We start from the raw sequence: 17,142 nt of genomic DNA, 5'->3' as shown, positions 1-17,142 counted from the left end.
TCAGACCTCGAGGAGCTCGGCTTCCTTGGCCTTGAGCAGCTCGTTGACCTGCTCCTCGTACTTCTTGGTCAAAGTGTCAAGCTGCTTCTCACCGTTGCGGCCGTCGTCCTCGCCGATCTCCTTGTCCTTCTCCAGCTTCTTGATGCTGTCGACGGCGTGACGGCGGTTGCTGCGGACGGCGACGCGGGCCTCCTCGGCCTTGTTGCGGGCCATCTTGATGTACTCCTTGCGACGCTCCTCGGTCAGCTGGGGCAGCACGATGCGCACGTGCTGGCCGTCGTTGGCCGGATTCACGCCCAGGTCGGAGTCACGGATGGCCTTCTCGATCGCGTTCATCGCGTTGCGGTCGAAGGGGCTGATCAGCACCTGGCGGGCCTCGGGAACCTGGAAGGTCGCAAGCTGCTGCAGCGGGGTCGGGGTGCCGTAGTAGTCGACCATGATCTTGTTGAACATGGCCGGGTGGGCGCGCCCGGTGCGGATGCCGGCGAGCTCGTCCTTGACGTGCTCGATGGTCGCCTTCATCTTCTGCTCGGCGGTCGCCATGATCTCGGGGATCATCGTCGATGCTCCTTACTCGTGGTGGTCTGGTCAGGCGTGGACGGTCGTCCCGATCTTCTCACCGTTGACGACCCGCGCGATGTTGCCGCGGACGCCGAGGTCGAAGAAGACCATGGGCAGGCCGTTGTCCCGGGCCAGGCTGATGGCGGTCGCGTCGGCCACCTTCAGGTCCTGGGCGAGGAAGTCGTTGTAGGACAGCTCGTCGTAGCGACGTGCGTCCGGGTTGGTGCGCGGGTCGGAGTCGTAGACGCCGTCAGTGCCGTTCTTGCTCATCAGCAGGACGTCGGCGCCGATCTCCAGTGCGCGCTGGGCGGCGACGGTGTCGGTGGAGAAGAACGGCATGCCCGAGCCGGCGCCGAAGAGCACGACGCGGCCCTTCTCGAGGTGCCGGACGGCCCGCAGCGGCACGTACGGCTCGGCTACCTGGCCCATGGTGATGGCGGTCTGCACGCGGGTGGGGACGCCCGCCTGCTCGAGGAAGTCCTGGAGGGCGAGGCAGTTCATCACCGTGCCGAGCATGCCCATGTAGTCGGCGCGGCGCCGCTCCATGCCGCGCTGCTGCAGCTGCGCGCCCCGGAAGAAGTTGCCGCCGCCGGTGACGATCGCCACCTGGGTGCCCGCGGCGACGATGTCGGAGATCTCGCCCGCGATGCCGGAGATGATGTCGGGGTCGACGCCCACCGATCCCCCACCGAACGCCTCACCCGAGAGCTTCAGCAGGATCCGGTCGTAGGCAGGCATGCGTTCTCCTTGGTCGGTGGCGTTCGGACGTGTCAAGTGGCGTGCACCGCGACCAGCACGGTGCACGCCACTCTAGTTGATGCTCGGGTCCCTGAGCTTGTCGAAGGGTCAGGCGCCCGCCGACAGGCGCACGAAGCGCTTGACGGTCACGCCGTGCTCCTTGAGCAGCTGGCCCACGGTCTTCTTGTCGTCGGAGACGGACGCCTGCTCGAGCAGGGTCACCTCCTTGAAGAAGCCACCGAGACGACCCTCGACGATGCGGCCGATGATGTTCTCGGGCTTGCCCTCCTCCTTGGCGGTGAGCTCGGCGACGTGGCGCTCCTTCTCGAGCACGTCGGCGGGGACGTCCTCACGGGAGACCCACTGCGGCTGCATCGCGGCGATCTGCATGGCGATGCCGCGGACGAACTCGTCGTCACCGCCCTCATACTCGACCATCACCCCGACCTGCGGGGGCAGGTCCTGGCTGCGGCGGTGGAGGTAGATGGCGGCGGGCGCCTCGTAGCTGGCCACGGCGGCGAGCTCGAGCTTCTCGCCGATCTTGGCGGCCAGCGTCGCGATGGCCTCGGCCACGGTGACGTCACCGAGCTTGACCGCGTTGGCGGACTCGACGTCGGTGGCACCCGCGGCGGAGACGGCCTCGGCGACCTGGGTGGCGAGCGCGACGAACTCGTCGTTCTTGGCGACGAAGTCGGTTTCGGCACCCAGCTGGATGAGGGTGGTGCCGGCGGCGGCCACGAGACCGTTGCTGGCCTCACGGTCGGAGCGGCTGGACACCTTGGCGGCGCCGGTCACGCGGAGGATCTCGATGGCGGCCTCGAAGTCGCCCTCGGCCTCGATGAGGGCCTTCTTCGCATCCATCATCCCGGCGCCGGTGGCGTCGCGGAGCTTCTTGACGTCCTGGGCGGTGATCGCCATGACTATCTCGCTTCCTGGTTGTTCTGTCGGGGAGTCACTTGTCGTCGGACGCCGACGCCGGGCTGGCCGGCGACTCGGGCGAATCCGGGGAGTCCGCGGACACGGGCGAGTCGGCCGACACGGGCGAGGCGGCGGACACGGCGGCCGGGACCGGCTCGTCACCGGCCGCAGCGGGGACCGGGGCGGCCTCGTCGACCTCGACCGCAACCGCACGCTCATCGGTGTCGGCGACAGTCTCAGCGGCGGCCTGCGGGGCTTCGGCGGCACCGAGGAGCTCGCGCTCCCACTCGGCCATCGGCTCGACCTCTGCGGCACCGGTGGACACGCCACCGGAGCTACGGGCCAGCAGGCCCTCGGCGGCGGCGTCGGCGATGATGCGGGTCAGCAGCGCGACGGAGCGAATGGCGTCGTCGTTGCCCGGGATCGCGTAATCGACCTCGTCCGGGTCGCAGTTGGTGTCCAGGATGCCGACGATCGGGATGCGCAGCTTGCGCGCCTCGTCGATCGCGAGGTGCTCCTTCTTGGTGTCGACGACCCAGATGGCCTGCGGCAGCTTGTGCATGTCGCGGATGCCACCGAGGGTCTTCTCCAGCTTCTCCTTCTTGCGCTCCTGCTGCAGGAGCTCCTTCTTGGTGAGGCCGGACGCGGCGACGTTGGTGAAGTCGATCGCCTCGAGTTCCTTCATCTTCGCGGTGCGCTTGGAGATCGTGGCGTAGTTGGTGAGCATGCCGCCCAGCCAGCGCTGGTTCACATAGGGCATGCCGACGCGGGTGGCCTGCTCGGCGATGGCCTCCTGGGCCTGCTTCTTGGTGCCCACGAACAGGATCTGGCCGCCGCGCGCGACGGTGTCCTTGACGAAGGAGTACGCCTTGTCGATGTAGGTGAGGGACTGCTGGAGGTCGATGATGTAGATGCCGTTGCGCTCACCGAAGATGAAGCGCTTCATCTTCGGGTTCCAACGACGGGTCTGGTGCCCGAAGTGGACACCGCTCTCGAGCAGCTGACGCGTGGTCACGACGGCCATGGCCGTTCCTTTCTCGGCGGACGGGCCCTGGGCACGCGCACGCGCCCGGGCGAGACCGCCTGGTTCGGTTCGTGGGGCCGGCGATCGGCCCCGCCTGGTGCAGCGCCGCTCCCCCCACCCCGTCACCGGGGACCTCGGGGGTTCGACGTGGCCTGCACGCGAAGTCGACCCGGATCTGCCGGGTCGCTGGGCTCATCCTACGGCGCGCCCGCCCCGCGCCGCCAATCGGCCCACCGTCTCAGAGGTGCGAGCGCAGCGAGCCTCGAAGGGCCGGGGCAGACGTGACGTGACAGGCGCTGCCTAGTGTCCCGGCATGCGACGAGTGGTCTGGACGGTGCTGTGCGTGCTTGTGCTGGTGGGCGCTGTGGCGCCGCCGGCCGTGGCGTCCGGGTTGTGGCCGCTGGCGGGCCCCGTGGTGCGGGGCTACGACCCGCCCGAGGTGCGCTGGGGCGCCGGGCACCGCGGGGTCGACCTGGCCGGCGAGCCCGGGGACGCGGTCGTGGCGCCGGCGTCCGGGGTGGTGTCGTTCGCCGGCGAGGTCGCGGGGCGGCCGGTGGTCGTGGTCGACCACGGCACCGAGCGCACCACGCTGGAGCCGGTCGTGGCGGTGGTGCCGATCGGGGCGCGGGTCGCGGCGGGCGAGGCGGTCGGACGCCTCGAGCCTGGGCACCAGCCGTGCCCGACGGCAGCCTGCCTGCACTGGGGTCTCAGGCACGGCGAGGCATACCGCGACCCACTCTCCCTGGTGACGGCGACCTATCGGCTGCTGCCCGAGGCGGCGGCGGCCCAGGTGCGCGAGCGCGCGGCGGCGCGGGAGGCCGCGCTCGCGGCCTCGAGCCCGCTGGGTCCGGCGGGCAACGGCCGGCTGACCCCACCGACGGTCGGACGCCTCGGCTCCCGCTTCGGCATGCGGCTGCACCCGATCTTCAACGAGTGGCGGATGCACAACGGCATCGACCTGTCCGCGGCGTGCGGGACGCCCCTGTACGCGGCCGCTGACGCGGTGGTGAGCCACATGGGGTACGACAGCTCGGGCGGGTGGCGGCTCGTCCTCTCCCACGGCAGCGTGGACGGGGTCAACCTGCAGACGGTCTACCTGCACGCCGAGGGCTACCGCGTCCGGGCCGGCGACCGGCTCGCGCGCGGCCAACTGGTGGGCACGATGGGCAGCACGGGTTGGTCGACAGGGTGCCACCTCCACTTCGGGGTCAAGGCCGACGGACGCCACGTCGACCCGCTGGGCTGGCTCAGCTGAGCAGTCTGCTACTGGAGGAGGAAGAGCGGTGATAGGGGACAGGTGAAGTTGAGCGTGAGTCTCTCGGAGAACGATGTCGCCGCCTTGGATGCTTACGCGCGCGGCCGGTCTCTCTCCCGGTCGGCGGCCGCCGGAGTTACCGGTCGCATGGGTGCAGCGCAGGCGTCCGTACCCCACTCGAGCACCGCCGCGGCAGCGCCCTCGGCTTCCGTAACCTCACCCACTACATCGCCAGATCACTACTCGAAACCGGCGGATTCAGACCCCGACTACACCGTGGATTGTGATGAGCCGCTTATCGTCCGGCGAGGACGCGTGCTGGGGGTAGCCGTCGGATGGTTGCGGCGGGGATGGTTGAAGCAACGGTGCTGAGAGCGATAGCACCAAGGGCCACCAGGGCGATGGGGATGGCTAGATCGTTCAGGGTGGCTTCGGTGAAGATCACCGCAAAGGCGATGGCAGCGATGGCTCCGAGAGTTGCCCCAAAGATGCCGATGGCTGCTCCTTGGGTGAGGATGGCTCGGCTGATGCGTTGGGGTGTCCAGCCGATGGCGGTGAGGACGGCCCAGTCGGGGGCGTCCTCGAGGGCGCCGAAGCTGAGGGTCATGGCCACCCCGATGGCCGCCAGGAGGGCGAGGACGATTCCAGCGATGATGTCGACGGTACGCACTTGGAGGGCGATGGCGTCGCCGAGAAGGTTGCCGACAATGGCGCCGCGAAAGGACCAGGCGATTGCCAGCAGTAGACCCAGCGCGGTAACGGCGATAGCCACGCCAAGGGCGGCCCGGATGAGCCGCAGGGGTCGGCGGGCGAGTTGGGCCCAGCCGAGGGCGGCTTCGTTGCTCACCGGCGCGCTGCGGCGTCCAGCGCGCACGGGCGGTCGGAGCAAGTCGATCGGGGCGAGGCGGGCTGCCCACAGAGCGGCGGGGATGCTGGCCAGCAGCATCAAGGCGATCGCGACGGGGATGGCTGCGACGGCTCGCAGGGGGGCGTAGTCGATGCGCATCAGTGTGGCAATCGGCCAGGCGAGCAGCGCGCCGGCGAGTCCGGCGATGAACCCGAGGGTGGCTTGTTGGGCCAGAACCAGGCCGGTGATGCGGGCGGGGGTGTGGCCAATGCTGGCGAGCACGCCCAGGTCGGTGCGTTGCGCCGCAACGGCGACGTTGGCGACGGTGGCCACGGTCAGGCCGGAGGCAAGCAGGATCAGGCCAAACAACAGCACGCTCTTGCGGTCGACCGATTCCACGACCAAGGTGGTGACGCCCTTCTGGGTCCACAGCTCGACCAGGTGCAGGTCGGGTCGGCCGTCGGTCTGGGTGAGGGTGACCGACTGCTGGGCGAGAGCGGAGCCGATGGTGACGTCGACGGCAAGGCCGGTCTGGTCGTGGATAAGTTGTGCGGCCAACCGGACGCGTTCGCGGCTGGCGGCGTCCCATCCGGTCACATCAGCGACCCGGACGCGGACGGCGCTGATCGGCGCGCCGGCGTCCACCGCTCCCGCGCCGGGGCGGGGTAGGTACTTCTCGTCGATGATCCCGAGCGCGTCCAAAGGGATGAGGACGCTGGGGGCGGTCATCAGATAATCGGCCGGGTTGAGGTTGCTCAGGAAGCGTTCCTGACCGAGAGCAGTGGCAGTGGCTTCGTCTGCGACGGTGACCTGACCGGTCCGATAGGTCTCCAAGGGGACTTGGCTCAGGGGTGAACCCACCTGGGTGCGGGTGGGGTCGTAGGTGCCGACCATTTCGAAGGCGAGGACCCCGAAGTGGGTGGACTTCTCCGACTCCAGCACGTCGATCTGGCGGTAGGCGCTGTCGGCGACACTGCCGGGGATCGGGTCGTACCCACTGCTCCACCCGTGTCCGAAGTAGGCGTTGAGGTCGGGCTCGGACGCCTCGGCTGCCAGTCCGCCGGTGTCTTGGGTGTGGCTGGTGAAGTCCACCCCGGAGGGGCGCATGATCGTCAGGGTCCAGATCTCGTCGGAGTTATCGGGGCCGCGCTCGGGGTTCGGTGCGGTCGATGCGACGAGGTGGGACTGCAGGTCAGCCATGGGTAACCACTCGGTGGTCACCTGGCGCGCGGCGGGGGCTGCTGCGATCAGGTCGGCCTGGTCGGCGCGGTTCTTGGCGGCGAGCAGGGCCGGGACCACGCTGTCGGCGTCCAGCTCCTCGACGTCGATCTCCAAGCCGTAGTCGACCTCGGCGGCCATCTCGGCCAGCAGGGCTGGGGCGACCGGCGCGTCCTCCCGCGGGAACGGCGCCCCCAGGTCCTCAGAGGCCCGGAACTGCAGCTGATCCTCTGCGGTGAGGTAGCGGCCGGAGGTGACAGTGTGGTCCAAGCCGACCAGTTCTGCTTCGGCGTCCGGGTCGATCGCGGCCACCAACACCGGGATCGAGACCCGTAGCTCGCCGGCGAATATCGCTTTTGGGTCCTGCCTGGAGATGCAGTAGCCCCAGTAGCGGGCGGCCGGTTCGAACGGGTCGGCCACCATCTGGTCACGTCCCTGCGGTTGGGGAGCCAGGCACGGATAGGCCGCCGCCCCGTCCACCTGTTCGACCGGGTAGGTCATCTCACCCACCTCACCGGGCGCCAACGCACGGTCGGTGACGTACAGGTAGGCCGACTGGCTCGGCATGGTGAACCCACCCCGCGAGACCGCGGTCGTCGCGATCCGGAACACCTGCGTCCCCGACGCTGCAACCTCGTCACCCAGGTCGATCGGGATACGCACCGGAGCCCACATAATCCCGACCATCGCGATCGGCGCCACCACCTCCACACCAGGAACGTCCTCGATTTGGGCGACCTGCTCCATCGTGATCCCGCCATAGGTGTCGGACAGGAAGTTCGGTCGGACCCGACCCGTCTCCTCCTCCCGATCGGTCAACGCCGCACTCGGACGGACCAGAACGTCATAGCTCGACCGATACGCCGCATCGGCGCTCTGTAGCACCTCAACCCGCTGGGTCACGGTCGCGCCGGTCAGGACGACGAAGCTCGTCACCGCGAACATCACCGCCACCAGCGTCGCCAGCGACCGCTTCCAGTCCAACCGCAACCGCGACCACATCAACCCCGCCATCACACGCCGCCCGAGATGCCGGTCACCCGGCCGTCGCTCACATGCACCTGCGCATCACACGATGCCGCGACCTCCGGATCATGGGTGGCCAACAACACTGTCGTGGCGAACTCCGCGTGCACGCGGGCGATCAGGTCGAGGATCTCCGCCGCAGTCACCGAATCCAGGTTCCCGGTCGGCTCATCGGCCAACAACAGCTTCGGCTCCACCACCAGCGCCCGCGCGATCGCTACCCGCTGCTGCTGCCCCCCCGACAACTGGGAGGGCAACGCCGAAGCCCGATCCACCAACCCGACCGCCTCCAACATCTCGGCCGCCCGCGCGCGACGCCGGGCAGCACCTGCACGGCCGATCAACGGAGCAGCCACATTGTCCAGCAACGACAACGCCGGAATCAGATGGAACTGTTGAAACACGAACCCAACACCAGACCTGAAATCCGCCAGGGCCTTCGCCCCAAGCTCTGTGATCTCCTCACCGAACACCGAAATCGTGCCCGCATCAGGACGGTCCAACCCGCCCACAAGGTGCAACAGCGTGGACTTGCCCGACCCCGACGCCCCGACCACAGCCGTGCGACTCCCCGCCGCTAGTGTCAAGCTCACATCATCAGCAGCTAACAGCGTGCGACCATCACCCATCCGATAGGCCTTCTCCACGTGCGCCAAGCTGAGAATCTCCGTCACCGTTCCCCCTTGACTCACTTCGATCGTCCCAGTTAGGCGAGAATAGACCCCATGAACGTAACGCCTGGCCAGCACCGCACCCTCATAGAGCGAATTCTCGCCTTCATCAGGCCGCCGAAGCTGACACGAGAGCAGGAGGTGAAGATCCGCAGCGCGCGCGAGCAAGAGCGTGTCGAGAACGCGTATGACGACTTGCGGATGAAGCGCAAGCAGGAGCAACGCCCGTTTGGGCCCTTCTGATTCTCCCGGGTATGTCGGATTCTCTATATAAGTGGGCCGGCTTAGTTGTGGCCCAGGGCGGCCACGACGAGCGAGCGGTGGCACCACCGGCGCTCGGTGATCTCGGGGGGCGGTGGTGGGGCGCCTTGCCGGCCGCCGTCGGTGTAGGGGATGAAGTCGAGCAGGTCGAGCTGCTGGTCGGGTTGGTGGGTCATCGGAGGATCTCCCCGGTGTCGGGGTCGACGGCGCTGCCGTCGACCAGGCGGAGCATGGGCCGGGGCGGCGGGCTGGCCGGGCTGAGCTCGGGTTTCGGCGGGTTCGGCCAGGAGGGCGGCCCGGTGGTGCTGGGTGAGGGTGGTGACGTCGCTGGCGTAGGCGCGCAGGCGGGTGTCGAACTCGTTCAAGAGGCGGGCGTGGCGGCCGCGGGCAGGCCAGCTGGGGTGGCTGTCGTCGCACTGGTTCTTCAGGCGGCCTTCATCCGGTCGATGAAGGCGGGCACGGCGTAGCGGTGCCAGTCCTCGAGCAGGTCGCTGGTGGTCGCGATGCCGGCACGCCGGCGTTGGTCGGCGAGCACGGCAATCTCGTGGACGAGGTGGGGGTGCTGGGGCCAGCAGGAAGGGATCATGCCGGCGTTGGGGTCCCACACGTACTCACGGTTGAACCAGACCACGAACTCCTCCAGCCAGTCCCACACTTCCTGGCGCAGGAGCGGGTCCTGGCAGGTGGCCGGGTCCCACGGGCGCGGGAGCAGGGCCGGGTCGCCGAGCATCTCCTTCTGCTGGGCGGTGCCCTCTGCGGCGAGGTAGAGGTCGCGGTAGGCGACGGCCAACAGTGGGGTGTTGGGGGTGGGGAACGTCCACACCAGCGACTTGTCCGGTGTCCTATCCATCGTGGTCGGCCGCCTCGGTGAGTGCGTGCCGGCGGGCGTTGGCCAGGGCGGCGAGTTGGCGGGCCTCGATGGAGACCTCGTCAGCACGCGCACGCTCGACGATGGTGCGGGTGGCATCGAGTTCGGCCAACAGTTGGCGTCCGGTCTTGCCCTCGATGCAGCGCGACAGCTTGGCGATGATCGGGGGTGCGTTCTCGGGGACGACGAGGGCCTGCTTGGTGGGGATCTGCCGGACTTCCTCGGGTTTGAGGATGGCCATGTCCTCCCCGCTGACGCTGCGGCCACCCTTGCCGCCGGTCTGCCAGGTGGTGCGGGCGACGCGGACGCTGCCGACGAGTTCGGAGATCTCCCGGTTGAACCCGCCGTCCTTGCTGCCGCCGAACATGACCAGCACATTGGTCAGGCCGAGCAAGGCGCGGGCTTCCTGCTCGCCGTACAGGGCGGCGAGCTGCCGCCACGTCTGTGCAGCCCAGATGAACGAGATGCCCAACGCTCGTTCGTTGGCCATCCGGATGCGGAGGGTGGGCAGGGGTGCGGTCGAGGGCAACTCATCGAGGCAGGCCAGCATCGGCGGGCACAGCTTGTTGTGCTCGCTGGCCGTGGCGAGGGCGAGGGCGGTGTCGAGGACGTGTTCGGCCAGGGCGGTCATCAGCGGGCTGGCGCTGGCGTAGGGGTCCTCGCGTCCCAGCAGGTAGATGGTGCCCCCGCGCCGGATGATGTCGGCGATGTCGGTGGCCGGATGCCCCGGACGCGGCATGCACCGACGGCGAATGTCTGGCTGGAAGAACAAGGTCAACGCTTGCTGGACGGTGGTGATCGTGTTCCCGGCGGTGCGGTCGTCGCCGGTGAGCGCACGATCGTGGTCCCCCCAGGAACTCCAGCACGCTGCACTCGGTCGAATCGGTTCCTGGCCTCGTGCACCATGACGGCACTGGTGGGCCGGACGCCTCATGCGCGCGGGTGCGCCTGGCGGAAGGCGTCGCGCAGCCGTTCGTTGGTGACGTGGGTGTAGATCTGCGTCGTGCCGAGCGAGGCGTGGCCGAGGATCTCCTGCACGGCCCGCAGGTCGGCGCCGCCCTCGAGCAGGTGGGTGGCCATCGCGTGCCGCAGGCCGTGGGGGCCCAGGCTGGGGGCATCCGGCACGGCGTCGAGGGCGTCGTGGACGACCCTGCGGACGACCCGCGGGTCGATGCGGCTCCCCCTCGCCCCCACGAAGACGGCGGCGCCGGCGTCCGGCCCGGCGAGGCGGTGGCGGTCGGCGAGCCAGGCGTCGAGGGCGCGCCTCGCGGGCTCGCCCAGGGGCGTCGAACGATCCTTGTCGCCCTTGCCCCGGACGCGCAGCAGCCCGCGCGCCTCGTCGATGCCGGTGGCGTCCAGCCCGCACAGTTCGGCAACCCGCAGGCCGGCCGAGTAGAGCACCTCGATGATGGCGAGGTCCCGGCGCGCGAGCGCCCGCTCGGCGTCGTCCTCGGCGGCGGCGACGCGCGCCTCGAGGTGGTCGAACAGGGCCTCGACCGCGCCGCGGTCCAGGGTCGGCGGCAGCGTCCGGGAGGCCCGGGGCGCCTGGAGGGCGCTGCCCGGGTCGGAGGCGATCCGCCCGTCGGCGTGGGACCAGGCGAAGAAGACGCGGGCGGCGGTGGCGCGGCGGGCCATGGTCGTCCGCTCCGCCCCTCGTCGGTGAAGGTCGGCCAGCCAGGCACGCAGCAGGCGGTGGTCGACCTGCCCCCACGCCGAGACGCCCCGCGTGGCCGCCCAGGTGGCCAGATCGACGAGGTCCCCGGCGTAAGCCCGGCGGGTGTGCTCGGACAGGTTCCGGCCCAGCCGCAGGTGGTCCGCCCAGGCGTCCAGGTCGCGCGCCAGCCCCGTCGCCACGGGTTCGGGGGGCAGGCTGTCCATGTCGGCCAGCGTGCCAGAATGGTCGGGTTGCCCAGCGCCCAGCCACGCGGACGGAGAAGACATGGCCATCGAGGAACTCATGACCGGCGGGACCATCCTGCCCATCACCCGGTGGGGCACGCCGGTGATGCATGAGCAGACCAAGCCGGTCACCGATTTCGACGACGACCTGCGCACGCTGGTGCGCGACATGTTCGCCACGATGCGCGCCGCACGCGGTGTCGGGCTGGCCGCGACGCAGGTCGGACTCGGGCTCTCACTGTTCGTGTACGAGTGCCCGGACGGCGACGAGCGCATCCAGGTGGGCGCCATCTGCAACCCGGTGGTGACGACCCCGACCGGCAAGGACCGTACCCTCGACAAGACCGAGGAGGGGTGCCTGTCGTTCCCGGGCGGCTACCAGCCGCTCGCGCGCCCCGACACCGCCACGTGTGTCGGGCAGGACCCGTGGGGCAACGAGGTCACGGTGGTGGGCGACGGGCTGTTGGCCCGCTGCCTGCAGCACGAGACCGACCACCTCAACGGGATCGTGTTCGGCGACCGTCTGTCCTCGCGCTCCTACCGCAAGCTCGAGGAACAGCACGCAGACCTCGTCCACCTCTACCCCGACGACTGGCCGGTCACGCCGAAGAAGACCACTGGCGACGAAGAATGATGCGCTGAGCACAAGCCCTTGGCGGGGTGGAGGCAAGCCCTCGGCGGGGTGGAGGCAAGCCCTCGGCGGGGTGGAGGCAAGCCCTCGGCGGTCAGCGCAGGGCCCAGCAGGCCACGGCGGTCGCCGCGGCGACGTTGAGCGAGTCCACGCCGTGCTGCATGGGGATCTGGACCACGGCGTCCGCCTGCTCCACCCAGCGCCGCGACAGGCCGTCGCCCTCGGTGCCCACGACGACGGCGAGCTTGTCGGGGCGCGCCCCGGCTGCGTAGTGATCCAGCGACACGGCGTCGGCGGTGAGCGCCAGGGCCACCACGGTGAAGCCGGCCCCCTGCAGGGTGGGGATCGCGGTGGCCCAGTCGTCCACCCGCGCCCAGGGCAGGGAGAACACCGTGCCCATGCTGACCTTCACCGAACGCCGGTACAGCGGGTCGGCGGCGCGCGGTGCGAGCAGGACTCCGTCCCAGCCCAGGCCGGCGGCGTTGCGGATGATGGCTCCGACGTTGGTGTGGTCGACGATGTCCTCGGCCACGACGAGGCGGCCCAGCCCGAGCAGGTCGGCCATCGGCGTGGGCTCGGCCCGGTGCAGGGACGCCAGCGCCCCCCGGTGTACGTGGAAGCCGGTGACCTGCTCGGCGAGGGCCTCGGTGACGACGTACACCGGGGCGCCGGGGTGCCGCTCGATCAGGTCGGACAGCCCGCCGATCCAGCGCTCGGCCAGCAGGAAGGAGCGGGGCCGGTGCCCTGCCTCGATCGCGCGGCGGATCACCTTCTCGCCCTCGGCGATGAACAGGCCCCGCTCCGACTCCAGCGACCTGCGCAGCGAGGTGTCGCGCAGCGCGACGTAGTCGGACAGCCGTGGGTCGGCGGCGTCCGTGACCGCGACGCGGTTCACGACCAGGTGACCTTGACGCGCTCGGCCCACTCGTCCCACAGGCCCGGGTCGGACGCCGTCGCCGCGCGCCCGCGGTTCCAGACGGTGAGGTAGAGCTCGCGCGCGGTGCCGGAGACGGTGACGTCGGCTTCCGGCGCTTCGCCGTCGACGCGCGTGGTGAGGGCGCCGTCGTGGGTGAGGTTCACCCACCAGGCGCGGTGGGCGTCCGTTGCGGTGAACAGCACGCTGCGCGGCCCCGGCAGGTCGGTCTCCGGGCGCCTCTTGACGAGGAAACCGGTGAGCACCTCGTCCACCCCGTCCGCGGCAAGGCCGGGCGAGACCCACAGCTCGTCTCCGCGCGGGGGGCGGCCCAGGCGGGCCGCCATGGCGTCGGCGGCGTGGATGGAGGTCTCGTGCACCTGGCGCCGTAGCCAGGCGTCGCGCGGGGGCGGCGCGTCGGGGAGGAAGAACTTCACGTCGAGGTCGGCCGGCGCGGCCGCGACCGCGTTGAGCAGGGTGACCATCCCCTCGTCGAACCAGTCGAGCAGGTCGGGCGCGGCGTCGGCCTCGGCGAGGACGATGGCATCGGGGGCCGGACGTCCCGTGCGCGCGATGTAGGCCGCGGCCCAGCGGTGCACGAGACCCTGGTGGGCGACGAGGTCGCGGACGGTCCAGCCCGGGCACGTCGGCACCTCCGCGTCCAGCCCCGCCACCACGGCGTTGCTCCGCAGCACGGCGCAGGCATCGCCCAGTGCCTCCCCCATCTCCCGGAAGTCCCTCACCTCGACCATGGCCGAAACCTTAGCGGGGCCAGCCACTAGGGTGTCCGCGTGGCAGCTACGGCACGCGTGAAGCTCGACCCCTTCCTCATGGCGATCATCGCCGCGGCGGTGGTGGCGTCGTTCCTGCCCGCGACCGGGGTCGGCGCGCAGGTGCTGTCGTGGGCCACGAAGGTCGCCATCTTCTGCCTGTTCTTCCTCTACGGCGCCCGCCTGCACCGCGAGGAGGCGGTCCGGGGCCTGAAACACTGGCGCCTGCACCTGACGATCCTCGCCTTTACCTTCGTGGTGTTCCCGCTGATCGGCCTGGCGATCGGCCAACTGCCGGGGTGGGCGCTGGCCCCCGCACTGATCCCCGGCATGGTCTACGTGACGCTGTGCCCCTCCACCGTGCAGAGTTCGATCAACTTCACCTCGATCGCGCGCGGCAACGTGGCCGGCGCCATCGTGAGCGCGTCGGCGTCCAACCTGCTGGGCGTGTTCCTCACCCCGCTGCTGGCGATCGCGCTGATGAACACCACCGGCAACGCCGATGTCGGCCTGGGGTCGATCCTGGACCTGGTCGTCCAGATCCTGCTGCCGTTCATCCTCGGCCAGCTGTCGCGCCGGTGGACGGCCGACTTCGTGGCCCGACACAAGAAGCTCAAGCTGTTCGACCAGGCGTCCATCGTGATGGTGGTCTACGCGGCGTTCTCCCAAGGCATCCGCGAGGGCATCTGGTCGATGGTCGGGTGGGTCGACATCGTCGCGCTCGTCGTGCTGTGTTTGGTGCTGCTGGCGTTCATGCTGTGGCTGACCTGGTTCACCGCCCGGCGCCTCGGCTTCAACCGTGCGGACGTGATCGCCATCCAGATGTGCGGCACCAAGAAGTCGCTGGCCACGGGCCTGCCGATGGCCACCGTGCTCTTCGCGGGGCAGCCGATCGGCCTGATCATGCTGCCGCTCATGGTGTTCCACCAGGCGCAGCTCATGGCCTGCTCCTGGCTGGCCGCCCGCTACGCCCGTGACCCCGAGCCGGACGCCGTGGCCACGGCCTGAGCGGCCGGCCCGCCCGGGGAGGCGTCAGGGAGCGACCTTGCGGATCACCGCGAAGCCGTCCCAGCCCTTCTCCCCCACGGTCTGGGTGATCGAGACCTGCACGCGGTCGTCGCCCTGAAGCGCACCGAGCGCGCGCACGACGCCCCGGACCTGCTCGTCGTCGCCCGGGTCGAGGATCCGGCCGCCGCGCACGACGTTGTCCACGATCACCAGCGCGCCAGGCCGGGCCAGCTCGAGCGCCCGTTCGACGTAGGTCGCCAGGTTCGCCTTGTCGGCGTCGATGAACACGAGGTCGAACGGCTCCACGCCTGTGGCCACCATGCGGGCCGTCACGTCGGCGGCGGGCCCGCAGTGGATGTCCACCCAGGCCGACACGCCGGCGTCCTCGAGGTGGCGGCGGGCCACCGCGGCGTTGTCGCGGTCGAGCTCGATCGAGACGACGCGGCCGGACGGGCCGACCGCGCGCGCCAGCCAGATGGTGGAGTAGCCCGCGAGCATGCCGAGTTCCAGCACCCGCCGGGCGCCGGTCGCCGCCGCGAGGATGTGCAGCATCCGGCCCATCTGGCGTGACACCTCGATGCCGGGCCTCGTCACCTCGGTCGAGGTGCGCGCCGCGGCGAGAACGGCGTCCTCACGCGCGAACACGGCCAGCCGCTCATCCACGGCCACCCACTGCTCGGGCCCGGACGCCGTCACGGGTCAGCCCGCCTGCACGGGGGCCCACTCGGGCCCGGTCTCGCCCAGCGTCTCGTCCAGCTTGGCGAAGATCGGCGTGGGCTTGGCCAGGGGCGTGCCCACGGCGATCGGGGCGGACTCCCAGCGCGCCGCCTCGGACGCGTAGTCGCCCATGAGCACCGGGTAGTCGGGCGCCCCCTCCTCCGAGACGGTGACGATCTCGGGCTGGGCCGCCCACACGCCGGTGCCGCCGAGGGCCTCGTACACCTTCTGCGCGGCGTGCGGCAGGAACGGCGTGAGCAGGGTGTTGCAGTCCTGCACCGCCTGGAGCGCGACGTGGAGGATCGTGTCGCGGCGGGCCGGGTCGTCCTTCTTCTTCCAGGGCTCCTCGTCCGAGAGGTATTTGTTCGCCAGTGACACGATGCGCATCGCCTCGGTGATCGCCTGCTTGAACTTGGCCCTGCCCAGCAGCTCACCGATGGTGGCGTAGCCGCCCGCGCAGGCGTCCAGCAGCGCCTGGTCGGCGTCCGTCAGGGCGCCGGCCGCCGGGATAGACCCAACGTTCTTGTGCGCCATCGACACCGAGCGGTTGACGAGGTTGCCCCACTCGTTGGCCAGCTCAAAGTTGGTGCGGCGGACGAACTCGTCCCACGTGAAGTCGGTGTCCTGGTTCTCCGGGCCGGCCACCGCGATGTAGTAGCGCAGGGCGTCCGGCCCGAAGTCGCGCAGGAAGTCGCGCACGTAGATCACTTTGTTGCGCGAGCTGGAGAACTTCGAGCCCGACATCGTCAGGAACTCCGAGCTGACGATCTCCGTGGGCAGGTCGAGGGTGCCGAGCACATCGGAGGGGGTGCCGCCGAGCGAGCCCGCACCGTTGGCGCCCAGCAGGATGCCTGGCCAAATGACGGTGTGGAACGTGATGTTGTCCTTGCCCATGAAGTAGTAGGACTCGGCTCCACCGTCGTGCCACCACTTCTTCCAGGCATCAGGATCGCCGACCCGCTTGGCCCACTCCACCGAGGCGGACAGGTAGCCGATCACGGCGTCGAACCACACGTAGATGCGCTTCATGGACGCCTCGGACCAGCCCTCAAGCGGGATCGGGACGCCCCAGTCGAGGTCGCGCGTGATGGCGCGCGGCTGGAGCTCCTTGGCGAACTGCTCCGAGAACCGGATGACGTTGGGGCGCCAGTCGGTGCGGGTGGCCAGCCACTGCTGGAGCTGCTCGGCCAGCGCGGGCAGGTCGAGGAAGAAGTGCTCGGTCTCGACGAACTGCGGCACCTCGCCGTCGATGCGGCTGCGGGGGTTCTTCAGGTCGATCGGGTCGAGCTGGCGGCCGCAGTTGTCGCACTGGTCGCCGCGGGCGCCCGGGTCGCCGCAGAAGGGACACTCGCCCTCGATGTAGCGGTCGGCCAGCGTGCGGCCCGTGGACGGCGACAGCGCGCCCATCTGCTTCTTCGCCACGACGTAGCCGTTGCGGTGCAGCGACGTGAACAGCTCCTGCACGACCGAGCGGTGGTTCAGCGTCGTCGTGCGCGTGTAGAGGTCGTAGGACAGGCCGAGGCCCTGCAGGTCCTCGACGATGACCTGGTGGTACTTGTCGGCGGTCTGGCGCGCGGTCACGCCCTCGGAGTCGGCCTTCACCTGGATCGCCGTGCCGTGCTCGTCGGTCCCCGACACCATCAGGACGTCGTTGCCCGCCATGCGCTGGTAGCGCGAGAAGACGTCCGCGGGCACGGCGAAGCCGGACACGTGCCCGATGTGGCGCGGCCCGTTCGCGTACGGCCAGGCAGCGGCGGTGAGGATCCGAGAGGTCATGGCCCGAAGTCTAGGGCAGGCCCCGGCACCGGCCCGACGCG

The 17,142-nt window shown here is 70.0% G+C and carries 18 protein-coding genes; 4 read left to right on the top strand and 14 right to left on the bottom strand.

What is annotated here, in order from left to right; translation table 11 throughout:
- The 4 genes from frr to rpsB form a co-directional block, all read right to left on the bottom strand.
- Complete coding sequence (frr, locus tag ET989_RS09030) at positions 1-555, bottom strand: ribosome recycling factor (protein WP_180320777.1); 555 nt, start codon at positions 553-555, stop codon at positions 1-3.
- A gap of 33 nt (positions 556-588) precedes the next feature.
- Positions 589-1,299, bottom strand: a complete 711-nt coding sequence (gene pyrH, locus ET989_RS09025; protein WP_131168210.1) for a UMP kinase — start codon at positions 1,297-1,299, stop codon at positions 589-591.
- Positions 1,300-1,407: 108 nt separating this feature from the next.
- Positions 1,408-2,217, bottom strand: a complete 810-nt coding sequence (gene tsf / locus ET989_RS09020; protein ID WP_131168209.1) for a translation elongation factor Ts — start codon at positions 2,215-2,217, stop codon at positions 1,408-1,410.
- A 34-nt stretch (positions 2,218-2,251) separates the two neighbouring features.
- Complete coding sequence (gene rpsB / locus ET989_RS09015) at positions 2,252-3,241, bottom strand: 30S ribosomal protein S2 (protein WP_131168208.1); 990 nt, start codon at positions 3,239-3,241, stop codon at positions 2,252-2,254.
- Positions 3,242-3,554: 313 nt separating this feature from the next.
- Here rpsB and ET989_RS09010 point away from each other — a divergent pair, with 313 nt between their 5' ends.
- On the top strand, positions 3,555-4,496 hold the full coding sequence (locus ET989_RS09010) for a M23 family metallopeptidase (RefSeq protein WP_206662287.1): 942 nt from the start codon (positions 3,555-3,557) through the stop codon (positions 4,494-4,496).
- Positions 4,497-4,791: 295 nt separating this feature from the next.
- Here the strand turns inward: ET989_RS09010 and ET989_RS09000 are convergent, their stop codons facing one another.
- Both ET989_RS09000 and ET989_RS08995 read right to left on the bottom strand, forming a co-directional pair.
- Positions 4,792-7,563: an FtsX-like permease family protein gene (locus tag ET989_RS09000; protein WP_206662286.1), complete on the bottom strand. Its 2,772-nt coding sequence runs from the start codon at positions 7,561-7,563 to the stop codon at positions 4,792-4,794.
- 11 nt (positions 7,564-7,574) lie between these two features.
- Complete coding sequence (locus ET989_RS08995) at positions 7,575-8,261, bottom strand: ABC transporter ATP-binding protein (protein WP_241656286.1); 687 nt, start codon at positions 8,259-8,261, stop codon at positions 7,575-7,577.
- A gap of 51 nt (positions 8,262-8,312) precedes the next feature.
- Between ET989_RS08995 and ET989_RS08990 the strand changes: the two genes are divergently transcribed.
- Positions 8,313-8,501, top strand: a complete 189-nt coding sequence (locus ET989_RS08990) for a hypothetical protein (RefSeq protein WP_131168205.1) — start codon at positions 8,313-8,315, stop codon at positions 8,499-8,501.
- Between the two features lie 41 nt (positions 8,502-8,542).
- Here ET989_RS08990 and ET989_RS14940 read toward each other — a convergent pair whose 3' ends face one another.
- The 4 genes from ET989_RS14940 to ET989_RS08970 form a co-directional block, all read right to left on the bottom strand.
- On the bottom strand, positions 8,543-8,695 hold the full coding sequence (locus ET989_RS14940; protein ID WP_165490101.1) for a hypothetical protein: 153 nt from the start codon (positions 8,693-8,695) through the stop codon (positions 8,543-8,545).
- Positions 8,696-8,943: 248 nt separating this feature from the next.
- Positions 8,944-9,369 (bottom strand): hypothetical protein, encoded by a 426-nt coding sequence (locus ET989_RS14935; protein ID WP_165490100.1) that lies wholly within the window; start codon positions 9,367-9,369, stop codon positions 8,944-8,946.
- Complete coding sequence (locus tag ET989_RS08975) at positions 9,362-10,126, bottom strand: type IV secretory system conjugative DNA transfer family protein (protein ID WP_241656285.1); 765 nt, start codon at positions 10,124-10,126, stop codon at positions 9,362-9,364. Before ET989_RS08975 ends, ET989_RS14935 begins: the two co-directional genes overlap by 8 nt.
- A gap of 191 nt (positions 10,127-10,317) precedes the next feature.
- Positions 10,318-11,265, bottom strand: a complete 948-nt coding sequence (locus tag ET989_RS08970) for a tyrosine recombinase XerC (protein ID WP_131168202.1) — start codon at positions 11,263-11,265, stop codon at positions 10,318-10,320.
- A 61-nt stretch (positions 11,266-11,326) separates the two neighbouring features.
- Between ET989_RS08970 and def the strand changes: the two genes are divergently transcribed.
- Entirely contained in the window at positions 11,327-11,920 is a 594-nt protein-coding gene (gene def / locus ET989_RS08965) for a peptide deformylase (protein ID WP_131168201.1), read from the top strand.
- 91 nt (positions 11,921-12,011) lie between these two features.
- Here the strand turns inward: def and ET989_RS08960 are convergent, their stop codons facing one another.
- Together ET989_RS08960 and ET989_RS08955 are read right to left on the bottom strand one after the other, a co-directional pair.
- Positions 12,012-12,812 carry a TrmH family RNA methyltransferase gene (locus ET989_RS08960; protein ID WP_421958218.1) on the bottom strand — a complete coding sequence of 267 codons (801 nt, stop codon included), beginning with the start codon at positions 12,810-12,812 and terminating at the stop codon, positions 12,012-12,014.
- Positions 12,809-13,582, bottom strand: a complete 774-nt coding sequence (locus ET989_RS08955) for a maleylpyruvate isomerase family mycothiol-dependent enzyme (RefSeq protein ID WP_131168200.1) — start codon at positions 13,580-13,582, stop codon at positions 12,809-12,811. Before ET989_RS08955 ends, ET989_RS08960 begins: the two co-directional genes overlap by 4 nt.
- A 78-nt stretch (positions 13,583-13,660) precedes the next feature.
- On the opposite strand from ET989_RS08955, the gene ET989_RS08950 reads away from it, so the two are divergent.
- Positions 13,661-14,608 (top strand): bile acid:sodium symporter family protein, encoded by a 948-nt coding sequence (locus tag ET989_RS08950; protein ID WP_131168314.1) that lies wholly within the window; start codon positions 13,661-13,663, stop codon positions 14,606-14,608.
- Positions 14,609-14,632: 24 nt separating this feature from the next.
- Here the strand turns inward: ET989_RS08950 and ET989_RS08945 are convergent, their stop codons facing one another.
- Together ET989_RS08945 and metG are read right to left on the bottom strand one after the other, a co-directional pair.
- The gene (locus tag ET989_RS08945) at positions 14,633-15,304 is read right to left on the bottom strand and encodes an O-methyltransferase (protein WP_131168199.1); all 672 of its coding nucleotides are present in this window, start codon (positions 15,302-15,304) and stop codon (positions 14,633-14,635) included.
- Positions 15,305-15,307: 3 nt separating this feature from the next.
- A complete protein-coding gene (gene metG, locus ET989_RS08940; RefSeq protein ID WP_131168198.1) occupies positions 15,308-17,101 on the bottom strand; it encodes a methionine--tRNA ligase in 1,794 nt (597 codons plus the stop codon).
- Between the last annotated feature and the right edge of the window lie 41 nt (positions 17,102-17,142).

Origin of the sequence: Propioniciclava sinopodophylli, from assembly GCF_004324755.1 — a bacterium.
Lineage (GTDB): Bacteria > Actinomycetota > Actinomycetes > Propionibacteriales > Propionibacteriaceae > Propioniciclava > Propioniciclava sinopodophylli.
The sequence above is the reverse complement of the archived record's forward strand: the minus strand, read 5'-3'. Positions and strand labels throughout refer to the sequence as shown.